The organism is Pseudoglutamicibacter cumminsii, assembly GCF_003143995.1.
GTDB lineage: Bacteria > Actinomycetota > Actinomycetes > Actinomycetales > Micrococcaceae > Pseudoglutamicibacter > Pseudoglutamicibacter cumminsii_B.
The window spans coordinates 351,769-376,484 of the sequence record NZ_QFWG01000001.1 but is presented as its reverse complement, the minus strand read 5'-3'; the positions used below and the strand labels follow the sequence as shown (position 1 = coordinate 376,484).

Sequence of the window (24,716 nt, the reverse complement as noted above, 5' to 3'; positions counted from 1 at the left end):
GTTAGCGCTTGTTATAGACGCCCCGGGCCTGGAATTCAGGCTCGGAGGTCACTTGGACGCCGAGGTTGCGGAAGATGCCTTCGTCGACGGATCCGAGGATCGTGGTCGTGTGGACATCGCATCCGCGCAGAGCCTGGAGTTGATCCAGAGCTGCTTGTGCGTTCGGGTCGCGTTCCGCGGAGACCGACAACGCGATGAGCACTTCATCCGTGTGCAGCCGCGGGTTCTGCGAGCCGAGGTGCTCGGTTTTGAGCGACTGGATCGGTCGGATAGACGTCGGCGCGAGCAACTGCACTTCCTTGGGCAATCCAGCAAGATGCTTGAGCGCGTTCAGCAGGGTAGCGGAGCACGTTCCGAGCAATGCCGAGGTCTTGCCGGTGATGATCGTTCCGTCGTGCAGCTGGATAGCCGATGCGGGCGCGTCGGTTTCTTCAGCGACCTTGAGCGCCGGACCGACCACCGCGCGGTCTTCCGGAGTGCATCCGACCTTACCCATCACGAGCGAGATACGGCGCGAATAGATCGGGTCGAGACCCTCGCGACGCTCCTGGACCCGGGCCTTGTACCAGCGGCGAATGATCTCTTGCTTAGCGGCCTCACGGCACACCTCGTCGTCGATGATCGCGTCAGCGACCATGTTGACGCCCATGTCGGTAGGGGACTCGTACGGCGAGCCGCCAGCGAGTTCGTCGAGCAGGGTCTTCAAGAGCGGGAAGACTTCGACGTCGCGGTTGTAGTTGATCGCTTGCTCGCCGTATGCGGCGAGGTGGAATGGGTCGATCACGTTGACGTCGTCGAGGTCCGCAGTTGCCGCCTCGTAAGCGAGGTTGACTGGGTGGTTCAGCGGAAGGTTCCAGACCGGGAAGGTCTCGAACTTGGCATAACCGGACTTAGTTCCTCGCTGGTGGTCGTGATAAATCTGCGAAAGGCACGTCGCGAGCTTTCCAGAGCCAGGCCCCGGGGCGGTGACAACGATGAGGTCGCGCGTCGTCTCGACGTACTCGTTTCGGCCGAGGCCATCGGAAGATACGACCTGGTCGGTGTCATCTGGATAGCCGGGAATGGTCCGGTGCACGGCGACCTTGAGGCCGAGCTTGATGAGGCGGGCCTTGAAACGCTCGGCGGCCTCGTTGGATTCTTCGTAACGCGTCAAAACGACGTGCTCGACGAGGAAACCCATATTGCGGAACGCGTCGATCAGACGGAGAGCGTCTTCTTCGTAGGGGATGTTGAGGTCGGCCCGGACCTTGTTACGTTCGAGGTCTTTCGCGTTGAGCGTGACCAGGATCTCGAGTTCGTCGGTCAGCGTCTGAAGCATCCGGATCTTGTTGTCAGGAGTGAAACCTGGCAGCACGCGTGAAGCGTGGAGATCGTCGAAGAGCTTGCCGCCCATCTCCAGGTACAGCTTGCCACCGATCTGCTCGCGGCGTTCAGCAATGTGCTTGGACTGGAGCTCGATGTAACGGAGAGGGTCGAACCCGACTTTGCGCTGGAACTGCGTGGACATGGTGCTGCATCCTCCAAACTGTCGGGGTGATTCGATTGCGGCATAGCCACAAGTTCCGCACCCTCCCAGCAGTCCGCGTTTGAATGCGGGCCTGGGCCATACAGAGGAACAGTCTAACCCCGCAAGGGGAGCGTGGGTAGCATTTCTTGAGAATGACGCGTGGCGTTGTGGCCGCTCTGTGCGTAGCTCAGTCTCCGCGAGATTAAAACTGGCTATAAAACAAATGTCCCGGAAGGTGTGAAATCTTCCGGGACATTCTCTTCTGGGTGAGTGACGGGGCTTGAACCCGCGACCTTCTGGACCACAACCAGACGCTCTACCAGCTGAGCTACACCCACCATATTCAGTTGTCTGCCTCATTCGGTTCGGCTCAGTTCAGTTGTGAACCGGATTGAGGCAACAGGAGAGACTCTACACGTTAAAGTGTTGGCAACCTAATCCTGAGCCTCTCATCGTGGTGAAGGCAACACAATTGCCTCAGGCGTTGCCGTTTTTCAGGCCTCACTATTTTTCATGATGGCACTGCGGTAGTAGGCGAGCTCATCGATCGAGTCCTGGATGTCACCAAGAGCACGGTGGTTTCCAGTCTTAGCTGGTGCCGCATCGAAATCTTCTGGGTACCAGCGGCGGGCCAGCTCCTTGATCGAGGACACATCGACGATGCGGTAGTGCAGGTGGTCGATGACCTGCGGCATGTCGCGCGCCAGGAAAAGGCGGTCGTTGCCTACCGAGTTACCGGCTAGCAAAGCGATGCCGGCTTCAGGAACGATCTTCTGGATGTAGCCCAGAACGGTAGCTTGCGCTTCTTCCATCGATACACCGCCGTCAAGCTCCTCAATCAATCCCGAGTTGGTGTGCATCTGAGTCACGAAGTCATCCATCTTCTCAACCGCTCCGGCAGGAGGCTTGATGACGACGTTGATACCGGCATCGACCGGCTGCAACTGCGAGTCAGTGACGATGACAGCCACCTCAATCAGGGCATCGTTGACCGCATCGAGTCCCGTCATTTCACAATCGATCCACACCAACGGCATATCGCCGGAACCCAGCGTCCGCTGGCCCGAGGATGAAGAGGACTGCGAGGCCACGGTTTCGGACTGAGCAACCTGATCAGACACCACTGCAGAATGAGAACGAGAATCCATACAACTCAGCGTAGCCTTAGGTGAGCACAGTTGTTGAACACGTTGTCTGCAGTCCATCTTGACCTCGAGCTGATTGGGGGAGTCCATGCGCGAAGAAACCGATGCGCTTCAAGACGCGCAGCCTTCCTCTCAGGTGAGGTCCACGCGTTCACTCTTGTCTCGCATGCGCGCTCGGGTTCTCCCGGACGCGCTCAGGCTCAGCACGAGCGTGTGGGTCGGCTTCATCGCGTCTGTTCTCGGTGCACTGTCAGCCTGGGCGATCGGCTTCACTGCCAATGTCCCTGAAGCCACCCTGACCGGTTCGACATTCGTGAATGCTCTTCGCGCACACGACGCCGTGCTCTGGGCGGCAGTCCTCGGCCTAGCAGTAGCAGTGGGCCTGGCTAGCCACGCCTGGATTCAGCTAGCCCGCCGCTTACCGCTTGCCGACGGCCACCACTTTCAGACCCGCATCGTTGTCCTGTGGAGCGCGCCGTGGTTCTTTGCGCCATCGATCTTCAGCAACGACATGTACTCCTATCTCGCTCAGGGGCGCCTGCTGATGCTGGGCAAGAACCCCTACACGGACTGGGTATCGCAGGTCCCCGGATGGTTTGGGCAAGGAGCGGCATCTGTCTGGGCTGAGTCGGCTTCGCCTTACGGCCCACTGTTCTTGATCATCGCGGCCGGCGTTGCTCTCGTGTCATGGGGCAACCCGGACATCGCGCTGTTCCTCTTCCGGCTCGTGGCGCTCGTCGGGGTCATCATCTTCATGAAGATCATCCCTAAGCTCAGCCGAGATCACGGCGTAAACCCAGCATGGGTTCAGTGGCTCACCGCAGCTTCTCCGCTGTTCTTGTACTCGATGATCGCTTCCGGCCACAATGACGCACTCATGGTGGGGCTCATGTTGTGGGCCTTCGTAGCTATGCGCCGAGGCAAAACTTTTGCCGGACTGCTTCTCGCTTCCGGTGCGATCGCGATCAAACCAATCGTCGTGCTGTGCCTACCGTTCCTCGGCCTCACATGGGCAGGCAAAAACGCACGATGGGGTCGTCGCTGGATGTGCTGGATCGTCACGGGCATCACGGTCACCGTTGTTCTGACGGCACTTGGTGGGCTCACCGGCACGTGGTTCGGGTGGATCACAGCGATGGCCGGCCAAGGTATGGCCATCTTCCCGTTTGCGCCATTCGGCCTACTCGGTCTCGGCTTTGGCCACCTCGTCTCGTTGGTCGGCGGAACGCAGGCGGGGCTCATCGCGCAAAGCCTCTTTTATGCGGCCGGCAAACTCATCGCGATCGGACTCGCGGGATGGCTCGCGCTTGCCCGTCCAAAAGTTTCACCGCTCACCTCAGCTGGACTCGTACTCATGGCGGCGAGCTTTCTGAATCCCGTCATCCAGCCTTGGTACTTCTACTGGATCCTTCCGTTCCTGCTGTGCCGCAGGGCGTACTTCGGGTTCGTGGAGCAGCTCATCGTATGGGGCGGAACCCTTCACGTCATCTGGACAACATCGACCCAAATCTCGCTACCGCCATGGCAAGAGCTGGGCGGGTTCCAGGCCGTATTCACGTTGGTCGCAACAGCCATCAGCGTCACCGCCTTGGCCTTCCCTCGCACGCAGCGAAAGCTCATCAAACTGCCGACGTGGAGCGACATGCGCCGGCCAGCCGACACGAGCATCGTCATGCCAACACTGGCGCCATGGTCTGTCTCTCAGTTCACGGCCCTCCGATACCGGAGCCCGCGCGTCATAGACGAACGAGTTTGGTAATCCGCAGCGCCTCACTACCCGCAAGTAGGGAACACCCTTCATGAAACCTTCAGGTTTCGCAGGTACTGTTGATCGGGTGCCACCAACAGCTTGAGCCTGCGAGCCGGACTGTTCAAGGCACATACGTTCAGCGAAAGCGCTTGAGCTAGGGATACCGCTTGAAGGAGCTGGCAGCACTGGTGACGAGAGCATGGAAAGAACTCGATGACCGCCTCCGGGAAAAGGTCGTCGCTTATATCGACGAATACCGCGAAATGCGGCCCGAACTCGAAGTCATCACCGAACAACTCCGAGTGCAGATCAAGCAGATCTTCAACGACACCGACGTGCGTCCGCTTTTCGTCGCGGCCCGCACCAAGTCTGTTGAATCCTTTAGGCAGAAGGCCTCCCGTACCGTGTATTCGGGCGAAGAAGGGCAAGAACGGGAACTAGAGTTTCCTGACCCTATCTCGATGATGCACGACATCGTCGGGATCCGTGTCATCGTTCAGTTGCCTCGCCAGGTCAGGGCCGCGGCACAGATCATCAAACGGTGCCGCAACGAGTTCTACATCGAATCTGACCGCGAGAAGGAAACCGGCTCCGTCGAAACCGGAACATACGGCTATTCCTCCAGGCACCTCATCGTGAGGCCCAAAGACAACCAGACCGTCGCCGACTACGAGGCGCGGCACCCGCAACGAGTGCTACCGTTCGTCTTCGAGATCCAGATCCGCACGATTCTTACCCACGCGTGGAGCGAATTCGAACACGAAATCCGTTTCAAACGACGCAACTCCGAAGCCTGGACACCCTACCTCGACCGTGAATTCACGGGTGCGGCCGCGATGCTCGATTCCGTTGAGCATCTTTTCACCGACATCGACCAGCGGCACCAACGAATCCTCGCGTTCTGGGACGCGAACGGAGTTGGCGGCGAGGAGCTGACCTCCGAACTGATCGGTGAAGTGTGGTCGACGATGTGGCCTCACCTCGAGTACAAAGAAAACTCCGACTGGGAGTGGGCGCGGGAACTACTCGCCTCGCACAACATCACGACCCCTAAGGGGCTCGCTTCTCTGCTGGACGCCACAACCATCACACACGTGCGTCAAGCGCTCGACCACAGGTTCTCGCCAGGGCCAGACCGTCTACTCGACGACCTGCTGCTGTGGAAGTTTGGGTACACCCACCTTGACCTCACCGCGCAAGACGACCCGCGACGTCGTGCATCGCTTTCGCGGCGCCTGCAGCAGATCCGCACCTACCGCAGGCAAGGGATGCAAGCCGAGTAGCGGCTGCGGGCAGAGGCTGTTAGCCGCGCGGCAAGTGCTCGCGGGACCAGCTGGCCTTGCGAACCACGGTCGCGGGGAGACCGCGAACCAGCGACGACTCAGGGATGGCCTCGTCAACGATCGGGGTCATCTCGAGGACGCTCCCTGCGCCGACGTGCGCGCCTGCGCGCAACTGAATAGCCGATCCCGTGACCAGAACACGGTCTTCGATCGTGACGACACTCTCGCTCGAGGCATCGAGCGAGGCAGCCGCATCGGCATCAATCGAAGCCTCCGCACGGAAATAGCATCCTGAACCGATAGCTACACGCGCTTCCGGCACAGTATTGATCGTGAGGGCGCCATCGGTTGCGACGTTCTCACCGATGACCACGTTCGCGTTCTCGGCGACAACAACCTCGATGTTGAGGCCGTGATCGCTCGAACCGATCACAAGCTGGCCGTTATCGCCCAGGAAGTGAGCCTTCAAACCAGTCAGTGGGACCGAGCCGTCGATGACGACGCGGTTGTTGCGGCCCTCAAACGTGAGCACAGCATCGTCAGGGAGTGTGTTGTCGTGGGCAACGAAATTGCCGCGACTGTCCAGGGGAGAGGTGTGGAAGTCATGGTGGCTGTCCGATGCGTTCTCGGATGCGCCACCGTTGAACGATACGTTATCGCTGTTGTGCTGCTTCATGGTCCCTTCCCTGTCTCATACAGAACCAAAACTGCGGTTAGCAGGTGCCAGTTCAAGCATTGTGCTAGCGCCCCCGGCGCGACTCGAACGCGCGACCGGCAGATTAGAAGTCTGCTGCTCTATCCAACTGAGCTACGGAGGCCGGATGCCTCAGAGGCTGATATAGAGGCAACCATCTCAGCATAACGGGTAGATCCATTGTTCACATCGCCCAACTCACTGGGCTTCATCCACATATTCGGACGTGTGCGTCTTTCTGAACCGTGTTTTCGTGAGGCTGGAACTGCAAGAGCTCATAAACCAGCTGACGAGAGTAAGGAGCGCACGATGAGCGATTACGTGACACTACGAGGATTCGTAGCAACCGAGATTCAACTCAAGCACCACGACAACTTCAAGGTCGCCTCTTTCCGTATGGGGTGCCCTGAGTCTCGTTTCAACCGCGAGACCCAGGAATGGGAAGAAACCGGCATCAACTGGTATTCGGTATCCGCATTCCGTGACTTGGGGTCTAACGTGATGTGCTCGCTATCTAAAGGCGACCGCGTCATGGTTTCTGGACGGCTCAAGGTGCGTCAATACACGCGGGAAGACAACAGCACGGGAACCGCTGTCGAAGTCTTAGCGGATGCGGTTGGTCCAGATCTTTTGTTTGGTACGGCGACGTATGTGCGCACCTCTCAGGCAAAGCGCAACGCCGACGCCAACAACGGGGAAGACCACGGCCACTCATCAAGTGCGGGTGCGGACTCCTTCTCCGCTGTAGTCGAAGGTCTCGATGATTTCGGAGCCACGACTCTCGTGGAAGACGACGCGGATGATGACGCTACGGCACGCCTGACTGCTTGACGCTTTGTGGCGCGATTCTGTCGATGCGCAGCGTACAGAGCGACGCGGACGCTGCTCAAGGCACGCGTGCCAAGGTACAGTGCGACAGGGCCGTAGCTGGGGGACTAGAATGGACCTTGGCCAAACGCGGCCCTGTCCGCGCGCCCAGGATGTGTTTTCTTGTGGCGGAGCAGCAACCGAAAGGAAACATGGCGGAGTTCATCTACACCATGGTCAAAGCCCGTAAAGCGGTGGGCGACAAAGTCATTCTTGACGATGTCAGCATGTCGTTCTACCCGGGCGCAAAGATTGGCGTTGTCGGCCCGAACGGTGCCGGTAAGTCCACGATCCTGAAGATCATGGCGGGCCTTGATCAGCCATCCAACGGCGAAGCCCGCCTGAGCCCCGGCTATACCGTGGGCATCCTGTTGCAGGAACCGCCTCTCAACGAAGAGAAGAGCGTCCTGGGTAACGTCCAGGAAGGCGTTGGCGAGATCTACGAGAAGCTTCAGCGCTACAACCAGATCTCTGAAGAGATGACCCAGCCTGACGCTGATTTCGATGCCCTCCTTGAAGAGATGGGTTCACTCCAAGCAGATATCGATGCGGCTGATGCGTGGGACATTGACTCGCAGCTCGAACAGGCTATGGACGCGCTTCAGCTGCCACCAGCGGATGCAGACGTAACCCACCTTTCTGGTGGTGAGCGTCGCCGCGTTGCTCTGTGTAAGCTCCTGCTTCAGAAGCCTGACCTGCTGTTGCTGGACGAGCCGACTAACCACCTGGACGCGGAGTCTGTGCTGTGGCTCGAGCAGCACCTCAAGTCGTATCCTGGCGCTGTTCTTGCGGTGACCCACGACCGTTACTTCCTCGACCACGTCGCAGAGTGGATCGCAGAAGTCGACCGCGGCCGCCTGATCCCATACGAAGGCAACTACTCGACCTACCTCGAGAAGAAGCGTGACCGCCTCGAGGTCCAGGGTAAGAAGGACGCTAAACTCGCTAAGCGCCTCCAGGACGAACTCGAATGGGTTCGCACCAACACGAAGGGCCGTCAGTCGAAGCAGAAGGCACGTCTGGCCCGCTATGAAGAGATGGCTGCCGAAGCCGAGAAGATGCGTAAGCTCGACTTCGAAGAGATCCAGATCCCACCCGGCCCACGTCTGGGCACCCTGGTACTCGAAGCCAACGACATCAAGAAGGGCTTCGACGAGCGCACGCTGTTCCACGACTTGTCTTTCACGTTGCCACGTAACGGCATCGTCGGTGTGATCGGCCCGAATGGTGTCGGTAAGTCGACACTGTTCAAGTGCATTGTTGGACTCGAAGAGATCGACGAAGGTTCGCTCAAGGTCGGCGAAACCGTCAAGCTCGCGTACGTTGACCAGAACCGCGCTGGCATCGACCCAGAGAAGTCCGTGTGGGAAGTCGTCTCCGACGGCCGCGACTACATCAACGTTGGTGAAGTCGAGATGCCATCGCGGGCCTACGTATCCGCGTTTGGTTTCAAGGGCCCGGATCAGCAGAAGAAGTCTGGTGTGCTCTCCGGTGGTGAGCGTAACCGCCTCAACCTCGCGCTGACCCTCAAACAGGGCGGTAACCTGTTGCTCCTTGACGAGCCGACCAACGACCTCGACGTCGAAACCCTCGGTTCGCTGGAAAACGCTCTCGAGAACTTCCCTGGCTGTGCAGTGGTTATTTCCCACGACCGCTGGTTCCTCGACCGCGTTGCAACCCACATTCTCGCCTACGAAGGCACCGACGAAGACCCAGCAAACTGGTACTGGTTCGAGGGTAACTTCGAGGACTACGAGAAGAACAAGGTTGAGCGTCTCGGCCCAGAGGCCGCACGTCCAACCCGCGTGACGCACCGTCGCCTCACCCGCGACTAACACGCTCCGCGGCTAACGTCCGCGAAACCATAAACACTGGCGGGCCCACACTTCACGGTGTGGGCCCGCCAACGTTAATAATTGTCTTGCGAAGAAGCCTGCAACATATTCGTTGTGGCTAGGTCAGCGGATATTCGCTAAGCCAGAGGATATTCCTGATCTTCAGGCAAACGAATCATGGCCTCCTGAACAACCGACGCGACCAACTGGCCCTCGCGGTTGAAAATAGAAGAACGGATCAGACTACGGCCATCCTGCGCAGTCGTAGCGTGATGGTCGAACAGCAACCACTCATCCACACGTGCGTCACGATGCCACCACATCGAATGGTCCAGGCTCGCGTACGAAGCTCCAAGTCGGTCGAGACCAACCCATGAAACACCCATGCGGCGCAGCGCCGTCTCAACCTGCGTGAAGTCGGAAGCGAACGCCAACGCCGCCCGATGCAGGAGCGGATCATCAGGAAGATCCGCGCGAGTCTTCATCCAGACCAGATGGCGCTCCGGAGGCTCAGCTGGTTGAACATACAAAGAACCGCCCGGATACCGGAGGTCGAAAGGCCGGTACTTAGTAACCATGTCCTTCAACGGATGGTCGATATGTGCGAGCTCCTCATCCAACGTAGGGACGTCCTCAGGAGCTGGAACGCCCTCGGGCATCGTGTCCTGGAACAAAGGCCCGGACCCCGGAGTCTGGAAAGAGGCCGACATCGAAAGGATCGGCTTACCATCCTGATACGCGTTGACTCGACGCGCGCTGAATGAACGGCCGTCACGCAGCTCGGCAACGCCGTAAGTGATGGGCTTCTGGGGATCGCCTGGGCGCAGGAAGTAGCCATGCAGCGAATGGATTGGCCGGTCATCGGCAACGGTACGCTGCGCCGCGACAACAGCCTGACCTAAAACCTGACCGCCGTAAACACGGGCCGGCCCCACTTTAGGTGTGTGTCCCACTGAGATAATTTCGTGCGTCTGGGCGCCAGGTTCGGTGAGGTCCAGAAGGTTCTTGAGCACATCAGTTGGCGATGTCATGAAGTATGACCCTCCATAGTGGTGGTCTTGATGAAAGCTGTTGTTCAGATCATAGCTGGAAGCTGAGTGTTCACGGCCCCTGGCACAGTGTGTGTCCGACGCCCCTGGCACACTAGGAGGGTGGCCAATAGTTTGATTTTGTCTGATGCGACCGACCTTCACGATGTTGATACCTTTCTCAAGAGGTCGGCAGGTATCCGCGACGGCGTGTGCCGGATTGTTGCTCGTGGGCGGGTGGCTGCGCTGCATACGGCGTTCTCGTTCCCGCTGATGTTGACGGACCCGGCGCCGGTCATCATCGCGCAGCGTGGTGTGCGGTTGACGCAGCAGACTGAGTTGCTCGATGTTGTGGTCCCGTTGGCTGAGTTGCGTGACCGTATGCCTAGGGCCGTGAATGCGGGGCGGGGTCAATTGCGGGTTCCGCCACAGCGTGTGAACGCTCCTTGGACGTCGCTGGTTCCGTTGCAGGCGCAGTGGGAACCTGGCGGCACGGTCGTTGATGATGCGGTGTACGACGCGGGGGCTGAGGTTGCCCGGATCGTGAATGATTCGTTGCCTGATCATCCTGGCCAGCCGGTTGTCGTGCAGGCACGGAATGCTGTGTGGGGTCAGACGTTGGGCGAGTTAGGTGTGGTTCCGCAGGATGATCATCTGGCTCCCATGCTTGCGGGGGCGGCGTTTACCGCCCAGGCGTTAGGGTTTGTGGCGCAGGGCCAGCGTTCGCGCGTCTTCACCTCGGGGATGTGGCGTCGGTTGTCGTGCCACGGCGGAACTCTTCTCTACCGTGCTGGGTTGAGCTAATCGGCGGTGTTGAGCATCGCGGTGGCAGCGCGCTCAAAATAGTCCCACATCAACGCATCGATAGCGGGCGGTAAAGAAACTTCATCCATCGCGGCTCGCATGTGCTTGAGCCAGCGATCGCGGGTGTCTCGGTTGACCTTGAACGCGAAGTGGCGGGCACGAAGTCGCGGGTGGCCGCGGTGTTCCGAGTAGGTGCTCGGGCCGCCGAAGTACTGGATCAGGAACATCCGCAAACGGATTTCTGCTGGTCCTAAGTCTTCTTCAGGGTATTCGGCCCTGAGGACGTCGTCTTGTGCGACCCCACGATAGAAGGCCGCCACGAGGTCCACGAATTTTTGTTCCCCGAGCTGGTGATACACGCTACCGACCATGGCTTCGGTGCTGTTGAGGCTCGCTGGGCGCACGTTTCCCAATGGAATTGCGCCTTTGAATTCTCGCTGTTCAACGCCAGGGGTAGGTTTTTCGTTCATCTGCATAACTGCATTCTCTCAAGTGGTGGCGTCAGCGTCTTCAGAGTTCGCGCACTCGACGCCGGTATCGGGATGGACAGCGATCTCGCACGAGATGCTGTTGGCAATGAAGCACCAGGTATGCGCTTGCTCGTGAAGCTCGGAGTAGGTTTCCGCGTGGGCTTCTGGATCCAGCCCTGAAATGCTACTTGAAGGCTGTATCTCGATGAACGTAAAGTGGCCTGACCCGTCGGAGGAGAGCGTTAGCTCGCCGCTGACATCGATAGTGGCTTGCGCAACTTCGTACCCTCGGACGCCTGCGGCACGCAGGAATGACAGCAGGTGGCATTGACCGAGCGCGGCAAGCAAGAGCGTCTCGGGATTCCACTTGCTGGGGTCCCCGAAGAAGGCTTTGGCGGCTGATACCTCGAGTCCCACGCGAGTATTCGGTGGGGAACTGGTTTGCGCCCCGATCCCCGGGGTGGTCGCTACCGAATCACGCGGGAAAGCGCGCAGGGAGGTGGTCGGCTCACCGTCGCCGACCTCCCACGAAACGCTTACACGGAAAATATGCGGCCTCAGGACGTTGCCTTTGCTGGGTTTGCGGCCTCGTCAGCTTTGCGCGCGGCAATGATGCGCTCGAGTCCGTCCCGGGCTTCGAGAAGAGGTCGCTTGAGCCCTGGCTTGTCAGCTGCGAGGGTTTCGATCGCGTGGGTTGTAGCCTCGACGGTTTCGGTAGTCGCCACGAAGTACGGGTAAAGGCCTGTTACGAGACGCTGGGACATCTCGTAGCTGGCTTCGTCCCACATCGATGCAAGATTCTCGAAGTAAAGCTCTGCGTATGGAGCCAAGAGCTGCTCGTCCTGGCAACGGTTGAAGCCCTGAATCACAGCGCGTTGCAGGGTGTTCGTGAGCGATTGCTCGTTGACCATCGCATCCCACGCTTCCTGCTTGGCCTCTCGCGTTGGTAGCGCGGCCTTGGCGGTGTGTGCGCTGATCGCGCCGTTAGCGGAGGTGTCTTTCGCGTGCTCGGCGTCGATTTCTGCTTCGCCGATGCGCCCACCAGCTGCGAGCGAGATCAGTAGATTCCACGAAAGGTCTTGATCGATCTCGAGACCCGATAGCGAGGTTTCGCCGCTCCGGAGGTCTTCAATAATGCCGAGCTGAACATCGCTGTTAGCTAGGCGAGCGAATACGTTGACGAGCTGGAATTGCATGTCGCTTCCGCTCGCGGCTTCTTGGGCGGCGCCCCACAAGACGTTGCCAGCACGTTGAAGCATTGTTTCTGCTTTCGCTGGGCGCACGTAGTGCTTGAGTGCATACTCAAGCTGGCGAAGCAAGAGGTTGGCAAGGGTAGCGTCGGTTTCTGCCGGGAGGTGCGTCAAGACGGTGTCGACGAACGTGGTAGCCGGGAGCACGCCATCGCGGGTTGCGTCCCATAGGGCTGACCACACAACAACTCGGTCGAGCGGATCTTCCAAACCAGACAAGTGCTGGATAACGGTTTCGAGCGAAGTCGAGTCCAACCTGATTTTCGCGAAGCCCAGGTCGCCATGGTTCAACAGAACAAGGTCCGGCGTTGGCACTCGCTGGGCTTGGTCGACGACCGTTGTCTCGCCGTCGATATCGACGTCGAGGACCAGGTCGCGATCGAGCTTATTCGACCCGTCGAATGTGTAGAAAGCGACCTTGATGTGTTGCTTGCGCAGGTGCGGATGCTCGTCGCAGGCGGTTTGTGTCACGGTGAAGTCAGTAAGGTAGCCGTCTTCATCGATGTCATAATCCACGCTGAGGGTGTTGACCCCGCACGTCTCCAACCATTGCTGGGACCAGCCACTCAGGTCACGGCCAGAAGCTTTCTCGAGGTGACCAAGAAGGTCCTTGAGCTCAGCGTTGCCCCACGCGTTTTCCGCGAGGTAACCGCGTACACCCTCCATGAAGGATTCCTGACCAACCCAGGCCACGAGCTGCCGTAGAACTGCGGCGCCCTTTGCGTAAGTGATGCCGTCGAAATTCGCGTTGACCGCATCGAGATCCACCATGTCAGCGGTGATCGGGTGGGTAGTCGGCAACTGATCTTGAGCGTATGCCCACGTCTTCTCCGAGGCGGCGAAGGTCGTCCACGCATGCGGGGACACTCCGGTTTCAACAGCGCACAGATGCGACATGAACTCTGCGAAGGATTCGTTGAGCCACAGGTCATCCCACCAGCGCATCGTCACGAGGTCCCCGAACCACATGTGAGCTAGCTCGTGGAGGACGGTGATGTCCCGGCGTTCCCTCAGCGCACCGGTGACCTTGGAACGGAACACATAGTCTTCGAGGATCGTGACGCAACCGGCGTTCTCCATGGCACCAGCATTGAAGTCTGGCACGAAAATCTGATCGTATTTGGTGAACGGGTACGGGGTGCCGAACTGTTCTTCGAAGAACTTGAAACCGTCCTTCGTGGTTGCGAAGAGGTTATCGGCATCCACGTATTTCGCGAGCGATGCGCGGGAGTACACGCCAAGCGGAACGGTACGCCCGTCTTCGGCCCTATAGACGTCGGTGGTGCCTTCATAAGGCCCGGCGACGATCGCCGTGATGTAGGAAGAGATGCGTGGCGTGGGTGGGAAGACCCAGCGCGCGACGTCGGTGTCGGTTTCTGCGGCGTGTTCAGCCGGTAGCGGCTGAGGCTTCGGGGCTGGTTGGTTGGAAATGACAGTCCAGTGCGCTGGAGCGTCGACTGTGAAGCTGAAGGCTTGTTTGAGGTCAGGCTGTTCGAAGGTAGGGAAGACGCGGCGGGCGTCTAGCACTTCGAACTGGGTGTAAAGGTAGACCTCGCCATCGACTGGGTCGACGAAACGGTGGAGGCCTTCACCGGTAGAGGAGTAACGGAAATCCGCGTCGATCTCCAACACGTTCTCAGACTTCAGGCCAGGAAGCTGAATGCGGAATTCGTCTGCGTGCGTGGCCGGGTCGAGCTGCTGACCGTTGAGGTTGATGGAGTGGATGCGCTCGGTGATCGCATCGATAAACGAGGTAGCACCCGGCTTCGCCCGGAATGTGATGGTGGCTTTAGTGCGGAAGGTTTCGCTACCGGTTGTGAGATCAAGGTGAATGTGCGAGGTCTGGGCCACTAGCTGACGTGAGCGTTCCATCGCTTCGTCGCGGGTGAGATTAATTCCGGGCACAGCTTTTCTCCTCTAATGTTTGATTCTTTCAGCGCTTTGACCACGCAGACTCATGATCTCAATGCATCTGATCTCAAGGCATCTTTGAACAGTTTCCCACTCGAGGTGCATTCTGACCAGGTGTGAAGACGTGTTTCTTGCCTAGAATAAACCGTGGAGACTATCGAACACGTTGCCATGGAGGAATTGTGCGCATCCACATCGCTACAGATCACGCTGGACTCGAACTGAGCCACCACCTGATCAAGGTTCTGGGGGAGGACGGTCACGAAGTCATTGACCACGGTCCGCAGGAGTACGATCCGCTCGATGACTACCCAGGATTCTGCATCAACGCTGCAGTTGCTGTGGCTGATGACTGGGAGAAAGGTGTGGAGTCGCTAGGGATCGTATTGGGCGGCTCGGGTAACGGCGAGCAGATCGCGGCGAACAAGGTTAAAGGCATTCGTGCGGCGCTCGTCTGGAACGAAGAGACTGCGAAGCTTGCGCGTGAACACAACAACGCGAACGTTGTCGCTGTTGGTGGCCGTCAGCATTCCGTTGAGGAAGCTACTGAACTCATCCGTACGTTCATCGCGGAGCCTTTCCCAGGCGACGAGCGTCACGTCCGCCGTATCGGCAAGATCGGCACCTACGAAACCACCGGCGAAATTCAGATGTAGCGATGGAGCACTGCAGATCTGATGTCAGACGCTTCTGACTGCGGGTAAAACGATCCGCAGCTAAAAGTATCCGCAGTTAAAAGTATTCGCCCGGAACGCTTGTTTGCGTTCCGGGCGAATACTTTTTATTCCAGAGCGGGTGACGAGAATCGAACTCGCGTAACTTGCTTGGAAGGCAAGGGCTTTACCATTAAGCTACACCCGCATCGTTCGCCTCGGTGAAGCGACCTGAACCACTCTAACAGCGACTGCGAGTTCACCAAAATTTTGCACACTTCCGCTGCTGTATTTCGGGTGCAGTCAGAGCAAGACACACGGTAGGAAACGGCGGATTTCGCAAAATCAAAATCGTCGTATACAGTGATCACTGGTCCTGAAGCGGACAGGGGAGCAGCGCTCCACAGCATCAACTTCGAGGATCAATCGAGAATAGGGTACGATTTCGTTTTGGCGCAGAGATGTGCTTAGATAGATCGGTGCCTGTTCCGGGATGTAGCTCAGCTTGGTAGAGCGCGCGCTTTGGGAGCGTGAAGTCGCAGGTTCAAATCCTGTCATCCCGACTCTTTCACTATCTTGTAAGGCCCGCCAGCCGATTCTTCGGACGGCGGGCCTTACTTGAATCACTTTCATAATTGACTAGACGTCAGGAGCATCAGCATAGTGAAAACCTCGCTCGAGCGTGTGACGCCCACCCGGGTCAAGCTGAACATCGAGGTCCCATTTGCCGACTTCAAGCCGGCCCTGGACGCCTCTTACAAGGAAGTTGCTAAGCAGATCCAGGTTCCTGGTTTCCGCCGCGGCAAGGTTCCTGCAGTGATGATCGACCAGCGTGTAGGCCGTGAATACGTTGTAGAGAACGCGCTCAACAGCCAGCTGGACTCCTACTACCAGCAGGCCCTCGGTGAGACTGGCGTTGTACCTCTGGCACGCCCTGAGGTTGAAGTTCACCAGGCTCCGTCCCTCAACGAGGCTGACAAAGAAGCTGACGTCTCCCTGACCATCACCGTTGAGGCACGCCCAGAGATCGAGCTGCCAGACTACGAGGGCCTCGAACTCACGGTCGAGCCACGCGAAGCCTCGGACGAAGACGTTGAGAAGGCTCTCGACGAGCTACGCGGCCGCTTCGGCACGCTCAAGTCCGTTGACCGCCCGGCTAAGGATGGCGACTTCACGACGATCGACATCACCGCTTCCATCGACGGTGAGACCGTTGACGAGGCAACCGGCCTGTCTTACGAGATCGGTTCCGGCACGATGCTCGAAGGCATCGACGAGGCACTGATCGGCCTGTCCGCTGATGAAGACGCTGCGTTCGAAACCAAGCTTGCCGGTGGCGAGCACTCGGGTGAGGACGCAACCGTCAAGGTCACCCTGACCGCGGTCAAGGAGCGCGAGCTCCCAGAGGCTGACGACGAGTTCGCGCAGTTGGCTTCTGAGTTTGACACGATCGAAGAGCTTCGTGCTTCCCTGCGTGAAGGCGCTGAGAAGGATGCCGTTATCCAGCAGGGCGTTGAAGCTCGCGACAAGGCACTCGACGCTCTCCTGGAGAAGGTCGAGGTCGCTCTTCCAGAAGGCATCATCGAGGAGCAGGTAGAGGCTCACTTCAACGGTGCGAACCAGGACGAGGATCACGACACCGAGGAGCACCGCAAGGAAGTTCGCGAGAACACCGAGAAGGCTTTCCGCGCCGAGATCGTCCTCGACAAGATCGCAGAAGCCGAGGAAATTAGTGTCGAGCAGAACGAACTGCTCGAGTACATCTTCCAGACTTCGCAGCAGTACGGCATGGACCCACAGCAGTTTATGCAGATGCTTGGCCAGGGTGGCCAGATCGAGTCGGTCGTCGGTGAAGTACGCCGCCGTAAGGCTCTCGCAAAGGTCCTCGAAGTCGCTAAGGTCAAGGACACCGACGGCAAGGAAGTTGACCTTGCAGCGTTCGTGACCCCAGAAGGCGAACAGGATTCTGAGGAAGCAACCGAAGAGAACTAATTCTTCTTGAAGGCTTACATGTGGCCCCGCTAGATCATCTAGCGGGGCCACATCCGCATTAAGGCTTCGGCGATATCTCTTCGATGTCCGCTCACAGCGAGCGAACTCACGCCGTGAGCGAAACACGCCGTTTTCCCGCTAACTAGAAACGACCCCCTATGTAATGTCGTTAGCAAGCAATTCATGTAGACCCGTTTCGGGTCTGATTTTGAGGACCTCACAGAGAGGGAGAATTATGACGAGCTCTGAAACGCCGAGCATGTCCTCCGTGGACCCGGCACTGCAGGAAGATTACATCTACAAGCGCCTGCTGAAGGAACGCATCATCTGGCTCGGCAGCCAGGTTGAAGACAAGATCGCGAACACGATCTGCTCCCAGCTGCTGCTTCTTTCGGCAGAAGACCCTGAAGCAGACATCTACCTGTACATCAACTCACCTGGCGGCTCGATCACCGCAGGCATGGCAATCTACGACACGATGCAGTTCATCCCGAACGACGTCGTGACTGTCGCTACCGGCCTCGCAGCTTCCATGGGCCAGTTCTTGCTGTCCTCCGGAACCAAGGGTAAGCGCTACGCAACCCCTAACGCCCGCATCCTGATGCACCAGCCATCCGGCGGCATCGGCGGCACCGCATCGGACATCCGCATTCAGGCTCAGCTGATTCTGCACATGAAGAAGGTCATGAGCGAACTCACCGCGGAGCAGACCGGCCAGCCACTCGAGCGCATCCTCAAGGACAACGAGCGCGACTCCTGGTTCACTGCGGAAGAAGGCAAGGAATACGGTTTCTTCGACCACATCGCTGTGAACGCATCGTCCGTGACCGGCACCGGCGGCGTCCAGAACTAAGCCCAACGTCTTCTAAGGAGAACTCATGAACTTTGATCCACAGAACTTCTCTGGGGCAGCGGGCAACCTTCCAGAAAACCGCTACATCCTCCCACAGTTCGAGGAACGTACGCCGTACGGCTTCAAGCGCCAGGACCCATACGCGAAGCTGTTCGAAGACCGCATCGTTTTCTTGGGTGCACAGGTCGATGACGGTTCCGCCGATGACGTGATGGCTCAGCTTTTGGTCCTCGAATCTATGGACCCTGAGCGCGATATCACGATGTACATCAACTCGCCGGGTGGCTCGTTCACCGCGATGACCGCTATCTACGACACGATGCAGTTCATCCGCCCGGAGATTCAGACGGTGTGCCTCGGCCAGGCAGCTTCCGCGGCAGCTGTGTTGCTTGCTGCTGGTACCCCAGGCAAGCGCCTTGCGTTGCCGAACGCTCGCGTTCTGATTCACCAGCCTGCGATGGGCGGCGGCGAACGCGGCACGGCAACTGATCTGCAGATTCAGGCCGATGAGGTCTTGCGTATGCGTCAGTGGCTCGCTGACACGCTTGCAGACCTGTCGAATCAGTCTTCTGAGCAGGTCGACAAGGATATTGAACGCGACCTGTTCATGACTGCCGCCGGTGCTAAGGAATACGGTCTGATTGACGAGGTTGTGACCTCGCGTAAGATGACGCGTTCATAACTAAGAAACGCATAAGAACCGCCCAAGCATAAGGCGCGTGTTCGCCCAGGTACCCCATAGAATAGGGGATCCGAGGGTGGACACGCGCCTCATGCGCTCATAAGTGTCAGACCCCTGGCCTAGAGTGGGATGTAGTCAAACCGCGCGCTGGAAGCCAGCGTAGGAATGTTCTAAGGAGTTCTCGTGAGCGAAGCTACGGATCTGTTGAAATGCTCTTTCTGTGGGAAGAGCCAGAAGCAGGTTCGCCGTCTCATCGCGGGGCCTGGCGTTTACATCTGCAATGACTGCATCGAGGTATGCAACGAGATCATTGAAGAGGAAAGCGTAGAGGTTGAGGAAACCCAGGAAATGGAGTTGCCTCGCCCGCAGGAGATCTACGAGCACCTCGAGAAGTTCGTTGTCGGGCAGGAAGCAGCCAAGCGCGCACTGTCCGTTGCGGTCTACAACCACTACAAGCGCATCAACGGAACCGGTTCAGCTACCCACGAATCTCTCAAGGACTTTGACGAGGTTGAGGTCGCGAAGTCCAACATCATGCTGGTCGGGCCGACTGGCTCTGGTAAAACCTATCTGGCGCAAACCCTTGCACGTCGCCTGAATGTCCCGTTCGCGGTTGCTGACGCGACGAGCCTGACTGAGGCGGGCTACGTCGGCGAGGACGTCGAGAACATTCTGCTGAAGCTCTTGCAGGCTGCAGACTTCGATGTAGAGCGTGCCCAGCACGGCATCATCTACATCGACGAGATTGACAAGATCTCCCGTAAGTCCGAGAACCCGTCGATTACCCGTGATGTCTCGGGTGAAGGCGTTCAGCAAGCGTTGCTGAAAATCTTGGAAGGCACCGTCGCATCTGTTCCGCCTCAGGGTGGCCGTAAGCATCCGCATCAGGACTTCCTGCAGATCGACACCACGAACGTGCTCTTCATTGTTGCTGGTGCGTTCGCAGGCCTTGAAGACATCATCGCGTCGCGTGCGGGCCGGAAGGGGATTGGCTTCGGCGCCCCGCTGACCACGCTCAAGGAAGACGAAGTGTCCTATGCCGACGTTCAACCAGAGGATCTTCTCAAGTTTGGTCTGATCCCGGAGTTCATTGGTCGTCTGCCGGTTATCACCGCGGTTGAGAACCTTGACCGGGATGCGCTGATCTCTATTCTGACCGAACCGAAGAACGCCCTGATCAAGCAGTATCAGAAGATGTTTATGTTCGATGGCGTGCGGCTCACGTTCGAGGAAGGCGCCTTGGGCGCGATCGCTGACCTAGCTCTCGAACGCGGAACTGGTGCGCGCGGCTTGCGTTCGATTCTCGAAGAGTCGCTTGGTTCGATCATGTTCGAGGTGCCTGGCCGCCACGATGTCGAAGAGGTCATCGTGACCGAGGACGTCATCACGGATGGTAAAGAACCTCAGCTGATTTTGCGCGAAGGCATCGAAGAACGTAAGTCCGCCTAGGCTTCTCAAAACCGACTGATTTGTAAAACAGAGCCCAGTGGGAGAGTGTCTCGTATGGCTGAGAAAACGACCGTTGATTTCTACCTCGACCCGTCCTGCCCGTTCGCATGGGTCACGTCCCGCTGGATCAAGGAAGTAACCAAGGTTCGCGACATCGACGTCCGCTGGAAGTTCATCAGCCTCGGTGTCGTCAACGAGGGACGCGACCTGCCAGCGGATTACCGCAAGATTATCGATATGTCGTGGGGCGCCATGCGCGTCATGGCAGCAGCCGAACAGCGTGCAGGCGCGGAAGTGCTCGATGACCTGTACACCGAAATCGGTGAACGCTACCACGACCAAGGTCGCGTAGACACGCTCGAGAACCGTTATGAAGCAGTCAAGGAAGCTGTCAAGGAACTTGGCCTTGACGCTGATCTCATGGACGCATGGGACGATGAGGCCTTCGACGCTCGCCTCCGTGAATCCACGAAGGAAGCACAGGACCTCGTAGGCGACGACGTCGGCACTCCGATCGTGGCCCTCAACGGCGTTGGCTTCTTCGGCCCTGTCATCACTCGAGTTCCTAAGGGTGAAGAGGCCGGGAAGATTTTCGATGCGGCAGTAACCCTGGGCAACTACCCGCACTTCTTCGAGCTCAAGCGAAGCCGCACCGAATCGCCTAGCACTGCAGAGTAACGCAACACTGCAGACTAAAGCGAGCACTGCAAAATAACGAGATCCGTTTCCAATAAAGAAGCTCCCATAAGCTGAAGGGCCTCGCCACACATCTCAGTGTGGCGAGGCCCTTCAGCTGTAGGTGACTGCTAGATCACGCTTCCTCAGCCTTCTCGAGTTCGACATCCGAGACAACCAGCTCTGTGCCGCCAACGACCAGCTCAAGGGAATCTGCGGCAGTTGCGGCAGACAAGTCCTCAAGAGCCGCACGCACACGCTCGATCGTGACCTCCGGAGCCGTGATAGTGCCAGAGAGGATACGCGTGCGCTGCTTGACCTTCGCATCGGACTTCGCCTTACGCAAACCGATGAGCGCCTCACCGACAGCCGGCAGGATTTCAACATCAGCATCCGCGAGACCTGCGCGGATATCCTCAGCCTTCGGCCACGCCGCACGGTGAACGGAACCTGCACGCCACCACGACCAAACCTCTTCGGTAGCGAACGGCTGGAACGGCGCGAGCAAGCGGAGCAGAGCGTCAAGCGTTGTGGCCAACGTAGCGCGGACGGACGCGGTCTCGGCATCCGAACGGCCGCCATATGCACGGTCCTTGATGAGCTCAACATAGTCGTCGGTGAAGTCCCAGAAGAACGACTCCGTGAGGTCGAGTGCACGAGCGTACTCGTAGGACTCGAACGCGGCGGTCGCCTTCTCGATCACATCCGCGAGGCGGGCCAACAGCGAACGGTCCAACGGGTTCGTGACAACCTCAGCGGAGCCGCGCAGAATCTGCGACTCATCCGCGCCAAGGTTCAAAGCGAACTTCGATGCGTTCAGCAGCTTGATAGCAAGGCGACGGCCGATCTTCATCTGGCCAACCTCATACGCGGTGTCCGCTCCGAGGCGAGCAGATGCCGCCCAGTAACGCACCGCATCGGAACCGAACTGGTCCAGAATCTCGGTTGGAACGACCACGTTGCCCTTGGACTTGGACATCTTCTTGCGATCTGGGTCCAGGATCCAACCCGACAGGGCGGCGTTCTTCCACGGTGCAACGCCCTCAAGAGCGTTCGAACGCACCACGGTCGAGAACAGCCAGGTACGGATGATGTCGTGGCCCTGCGGACGCAGATCGAACGGGAAGACGTTGCGGAAACGCTTATCATCAACGCCCCAGTTGCCAACGATCTGTGGGGTCAGCGAGGACGTGGCCCACGTGTCGAGCACGTCAGGGTCACCCATGAAGCCGCCCGGCTGATCGCGCTGATCCGCGCTGTAGCCGGCTGGGACATCCTCGAGCGGATCAACTGGAAGCTGCGCCTCGTCGGGGATGATCGGGTTGTCGTAGTCCGGTTCGCCGTCCTGAGTGATTGGGTACCAGACAGGGAACGGCACGCCGAAGAAACGCTGACGGGAAACGAGCCAGTCGCCGTTGAGGCCCTCAACCCAGTTCTCGTAGCGGGAGCGCATGTGGCCTGGGTGCCATTCGAGTTCGCGGCCACGCTCGATGAGCTCGTCGCGACGTTCGGCGTCGCGACCACCGTTACGGATGTACCACTGGCGCGAGGTCACGATCTCGAGAGGGCGTTCGCCCTTCTCGAAGAAGTTGACGGCGTGCTTGATTTTGGTTGGCTCTTCGAGCAACAGCTCGGCTTCGCGCAACTGGTTAACCACGGATTCTTTAGCCGAGAAGATAGTCTTGCCAGCCATGTCTTCGTAGGCGGCGCGGCCAGTCTCGGACGTGATCCACTCAGGGGTTTCGCGCATCAGACGGCCGTCGCGGCCCACAATCGAACGGGTCGGGAGGTTGAGCTCGCGCCACCAGGTCACGTCGGTTGCGTCACCGAACGTACAGATCATCGCGATACCCGTACCCTTGTCCGGCTTGGCCAGTGGGTGAGGGTGCACCTCAACCTCAACGCCGAACAGCGGCGAGGTCACGGTGGTCCCGAACAGGTCCTGGTAGCGCTCGTCGTCCGGATGCGCGACCAAAGCGACACACGCCGGCAGAAGCTCAGGGCGCGTCGTCATGATTTCGATGCCGCGGCCATCCGCTGCGGTGAAGTTGAAGCGGTGCTGTGCGCCGTCGACTTCGCGGTCTTCAAGCTCTGCCTGGGCTACAGCGGTGCGGAAGGTGACGTCCCACATCGTTGGCGCTTCGGCCATGTAGGCGTTACCGGCGGCCAGATCGCGAAGGAACGCACGCTGGCTGGTCGCGCGCGAGTGGTCGTCGATGGTGCGGTACGTGATGTTCCAATCGACGGACAAGCCCAAGCGGGTGAAGAGTGCTTCAAAGACTTTCTCGTCTTCCTCGGAAAGTTTGAGGCACAGGTCGATGAAGTTGTGGCGGGAGATCGCATCCCAGTCGCGCTGGTTCTTAGCCGGCTGGGCTGGTGGCTGGTAGTCAGGATCGTAGGGGACTGCGGGATCGCAGCGGACGCCGTAGTAGTTCTGTACGCGGCGCTCGGTTGGCAGGCCGTTGTCGTCCCAACCCATCGGGTAGAAGACGTTCTTGCCGTTCATTCGCTGGTAGCGGGCCAGCACGTCGGTCTGTGTGTAGGAGAAAACGTGGCCTACGTGGAGTGAACCGGAAGCGGTTGGAGGCGGCGTGTCGATCGAGTAGACCTCGGCGCGGGTCGTGTCTTCGTTGTAGCGGTAGGTGCCTTCTTCGGCCCAACGCTGGTTGAGTTTCTCTTCGAGGCCTTCGAGGGCCGGGCGGTCGGGAACATTGATTTCAGCGGGCGTGTCTGTGCCCTGACGATTCTCAGACATGCCGCCATTGTCCCATGTATTGCGTTGTTACGCCGTGAGGTGGGCTGGGGTTTACGTCACGACGTAAAGTTGGGGCTATGGCTTCTGAGATTACTGCTTCTAACGTTGCTGGTTCTAACGCGGCGGCCGCTCGGTCCGCCGTTGTTACTGGCGCTTCCGCTGGAATTGGTCGCGCGACGGTGGTTGCGTTGCGTGAGGCCGGCTGGAATGTTGTTGCTGTTGCGCGTCGGGCCGAGAGGTTGGAAGAGCTGGCTGCTGAGACCGGTTGCTCTGTGGTCGCCGCTGATATCTCAGTGGATGCCGATGTTGAACGCATCGTGGCCGCAGCGGTCGATGCGGGCGCGGACACCCTGATCAACATCGCCGGCGGTGCGCGCGGTCAGGAGTCGGTGGCAGAGGCTGATCTTGAGAATTGGCAGTGGATGTACAACAACAACGTGATCGGTACGCTCAAGGTCACGAAGGCGTTGCTTCCGCATCTACGTGCTGTGGATGGTGGCGGTACGGTTCTGAACCTCACCTCGACCGCGGGCATGGTCTCGTATGAGGGCGGGGCTGGCTATAACGCGGCGAAGTCCGCGGAGCGAGCATTGACCCAGGTTCTGCGCCTTGAAGAGGCGGAGAACAACGTGCGTGTGATTGAGGTATTGCCGGGCATGGTTGCCACCGAAGAGTTCTCACTGCGCCGCTTCGGCGGTGACCAGGAGCGGGCCGATGCGGTGTACGAGGGCGTCGAGAAACCGTTGACTGCCGAGGATGTCGCCTCGGTCGTTGCTTTTGCGGTGAACGCTCCGCATCACGTGAATATCGATGAGGTAGTGATTCGGCCTGTAGCGCAGGCCGCGCAACATAAAGTGATTCGCGGCACACTCGGCCAGAAGTAGCTCGCGGCTGTGATGGCTTTCGCGGCCATTTCAGCTAAAATCATTGACAGATAATTAAGGCACTGACCCGGCAATCACCGGCGAGCCTTCCGGAAGAAAACCAGCCACAGCATCGGCGGGTGAGTAGAACCGGACGGGACAGCCCGTTACAGCTGAACACGAGTGGCTGACGTTTCTTAGCGCCAGCAATCGGGGTGGTACCGCGGGCCACTGATGCGTCGCATCGGCC

General features: G+C 58.8%; 20 protein-coding genes and 4 tRNA genes. 13 read left to right on the top strand and 11 right to left on the bottom strand.

Going from position 1 to position 24,716, the window contains the following annotated elements; all coding sequences use genetic code 11:
* Nucleotide 1 precedes the first annotated feature (1 nt).
* From CAY35_RS01700 to orn, 3 genes are all read right to left on the bottom strand, one after another.
* On the bottom strand, nt 2-1,507 hold the full coding sequence (locus tag CAY35_RS01700; protein ID WP_109303040.1) for a DUF1846 domain-containing protein: 1,506 nt from the start codon (nt 1,505-1,507) through the stop codon (nt 2-4).
* 265 nt (nt 1,508-1,772) lie between these two features.
* Nucleotides 1,773-1,845 (bottom strand) — tRNA-His (locus CAY35_RS01695).
* Between the two features lie 156 nt (nt 1,846-2,001).
* Entirely contained in the window at nt 2,002-2,544 is a 543-nt protein-coding gene (gene orn / locus CAY35_RS01690) for an oligoribonuclease (RefSeq protein ID WP_109303078.1), read from the bottom strand.
* A gap of 196 nt (nt 2,545-2,740) precedes the next feature.
* Between orn and mptB the strand changes: the two genes are divergently transcribed.
* Entirely contained in the window at nt 2,741-4,411 is a 1,671-nt protein-coding gene (mptB, locus tag CAY35_RS01685; protein ID WP_109303039.1) for a polyprenol phosphomannose-dependent alpha 1,6 mannosyltransferase MptB, read from the top strand.
* Nucleotides 4,412-4,590: 179 nt separating this feature from the next.
* On the top strand, nt 4,591-5,685 hold the full coding sequence (locus CAY35_RS01680; RefSeq protein WP_109303038.1) for a GTP pyrophosphokinase: 1,095 nt from the start codon (nt 4,591-4,593) through the stop codon (nt 5,683-5,685).
* A gap of 19 nt (nt 5,686-5,704) precedes the next feature.
* Here the strand turns inward: CAY35_RS01680 and CAY35_RS01675 are convergent, their stop codons facing one another.
* Nucleotides 5,705-6,361, bottom strand: a complete 657-nt coding sequence (locus CAY35_RS01675) for a hypothetical protein (RefSeq protein ID WP_109303037.1) — start codon at nt 6,359-6,361, stop codon at nt 5,705-5,707.
* Between the two features lie 68 nt (nt 6,362-6,429).
* Nucleotides 6,430-6,503, bottom strand: a tRNA-Arg gene (locus CAY35_RS01670).
* Nucleotides 6,504-6,688: 185 nt separating this feature from the next.
* Here CAY35_RS01670 and CAY35_RS01665 point away from each other — a divergent pair.
* Nucleotides 6,689-7,210: a single-stranded DNA-binding protein gene (locus tag CAY35_RS01665; RefSeq protein WP_109303036.1), complete on the top strand. Its 522-nt coding sequence runs from the start codon at nt 6,689-6,691 to the stop codon at nt 7,208-7,210.
* A 188-nt stretch (nt 7,211-7,398) separates the two neighbouring features.
* Nucleotides 7,399-9,081, top strand: a complete 1,683-nt coding sequence (gene ettA, locus CAY35_RS01660; RefSeq protein WP_109303077.1) for an energy-dependent translational throttle protein EttA — start codon at nt 7,399-7,401, stop codon at nt 9,079-9,081.
* Nucleotides 9,082-9,218: 137 nt separating this feature from the next.
* On the opposite strand, the gene CAY35_RS01655 is transcribed toward ettA, so the two are convergent.
* The gene (locus CAY35_RS01655; protein WP_109303035.1) at nt 9,219-10,112 is read right to left on the bottom strand and encodes an acyl-CoA thioesterase; all 894 of its coding nucleotides are present in this window, start codon (nt 10,110-10,112) and stop codon (nt 9,219-9,221) included.
* Nucleotides 10,113-10,232: 120 nt separating this feature from the next.
* Here CAY35_RS01655 and CAY35_RS01650 point away from each other — a divergent pair, with 120 nt between their 5' ends.
* Nucleotides 10,233-10,913: a hypothetical protein gene (locus tag CAY35_RS01650; protein ID WP_146191890.1), complete on the top strand. Its 681-nt coding sequence runs from the start codon at nt 10,233-10,235 to the stop codon at nt 10,911-10,913.
* Here the strand turns inward: CAY35_RS01650 and CAY35_RS01645 are convergent.
* From CAY35_RS01645 to pepN, 3 genes are all read right to left on the bottom strand, one after another.
* Nucleotides 10,910-11,284, bottom strand: coding sequence for a globin (locus CAY35_RS01645; RefSeq protein ID WP_101629677.1), 375 nt, complete (start codon nt 11,282-11,284; stop codon nt 10,910-10,912). The two genes, CAY35_RS01650 and CAY35_RS01645, sit on opposite strands and share 4 nt — an antisense overlap.
* Before the next feature lie 117 nt (nt 11,285-11,401).
* The gene (locus tag CAY35_RS01640) at nt 11,402-11,800 is read right to left on the bottom strand and encodes an OsmC family protein (RefSeq protein WP_181377442.1); all 399 of its coding nucleotides are present in this window, start codon (nt 11,798-11,800) and stop codon (nt 11,402-11,404) included.
* Between the two features lie 140 nt (nt 11,801-11,940).
* Nucleotides 11,941-14,538: an aminopeptidase N gene (gene pepN, locus CAY35_RS01635; protein ID WP_258265578.1), complete on the bottom strand. Its 2,598-nt coding sequence runs from the start codon at nt 14,536-14,538 to the stop codon at nt 11,941-11,943.
* Between the two features lie 188 nt (nt 14,539-14,726).
* Here pepN and CAY35_RS01630 point away from each other — a divergent pair, with 188 nt between their 5' ends.
* Nucleotides 14,727-15,200, top strand: coding sequence for a ribose-5-phosphate isomerase (locus tag CAY35_RS01630; RefSeq protein WP_101629404.1), 474 nt, complete (start codon nt 14,727-14,729; stop codon nt 15,198-15,200).
* Nucleotides 15,201-15,334: 134 nt separating this feature from the next.
* Here CAY35_RS01630 and CAY35_RS01625 read toward each other — a convergent pair.
* Nucleotides 15,335-15,405: transfer RNA gene (locus CAY35_RS01625), tRNA-Gly, on the bottom strand.
* A gap of 281 nt (nt 15,406-15,686) precedes the next feature.
* Between CAY35_RS01625 and CAY35_RS01620 the strand changes: the two genes are divergently transcribed.
* From CAY35_RS01620 to CAY35_RS01595, 6 genes are all read left to right on the top strand, one after another.
* Nucleotides 15,687-15,760, top strand: a tRNA-Pro gene (locus CAY35_RS01620).
* Between the two features lie 100 nt (nt 15,761-15,860).
* On the top strand, nt 15,861-17,189 hold the full coding sequence (gene tig / locus CAY35_RS01615) for a trigger factor (protein WP_109303032.1): 1,329 nt from the start codon (nt 15,861-15,863) through the stop codon (nt 17,187-17,189).
* 259 nt (nt 17,190-17,448) lie between these two features.
* Nucleotides 17,449-18,042 (top strand): ATP-dependent Clp protease proteolytic subunit, encoded by a 594-nt coding sequence (locus CAY35_RS01610; RefSeq protein ID WP_109303031.1) that lies wholly within the window; start codon nt 17,449-17,451, stop codon nt 18,040-18,042.
* A 25-nt stretch (nt 18,043-18,067) separates the two neighbouring features.
* Complete coding sequence (locus tag CAY35_RS01605; RefSeq protein ID WP_109303030.1) at nt 18,068-18,724, top strand: ATP-dependent Clp protease proteolytic subunit; 657 nt, start codon at nt 18,068-18,070, stop codon at nt 18,722-18,724.
* A gap of 183 nt (nt 18,725-18,907) precedes the next feature.
* The gene (clpX, locus tag CAY35_RS01600) at nt 18,908-20,173 is read left to right on the top strand and encodes an ATP-dependent Clp protease ATP-binding subunit ClpX (protein WP_109303029.1); all 1,266 of its coding nucleotides are present in this window, start codon (nt 18,908-18,910) and stop codon (nt 20,171-20,173) included.
* 54 nt (nt 20,174-20,227) lie between these two features.
* Nucleotides 20,228-20,851, top strand: coding sequence for a mycothiol-dependent nitroreductase Rv2466c family protein (locus CAY35_RS01595; RefSeq protein ID WP_109303028.1), 624 nt, complete (start codon nt 20,228-20,230; stop codon nt 20,849-20,851).
* 133 nt (nt 20,852-20,984) lie between these two features.
* On the opposite strand, the gene valS is transcribed toward CAY35_RS01595, so the two are convergent.
* Nucleotides 20,985-23,603: a valine--tRNA ligase gene (gene valS, locus CAY35_RS01590; RefSeq protein ID WP_109303027.1), complete on the bottom strand. Its 2,619-nt coding sequence runs from the start codon at nt 23,601-23,603 to the stop codon at nt 20,985-20,987.
* A 77-nt stretch (nt 23,604-23,680) separates the two neighbouring features.
* On the opposite strand from valS, the gene CAY35_RS01585 reads away from it, so the two are divergent.
* Complete coding sequence (locus tag CAY35_RS01585) at nt 23,681-24,487, top strand: SDR family oxidoreductase (protein WP_109303026.1); 807 nt, start codon at nt 23,681-23,683, stop codon at nt 24,485-24,487.
* Nucleotides 24,488-24,716: the final 229 nt, after the last annotated feature.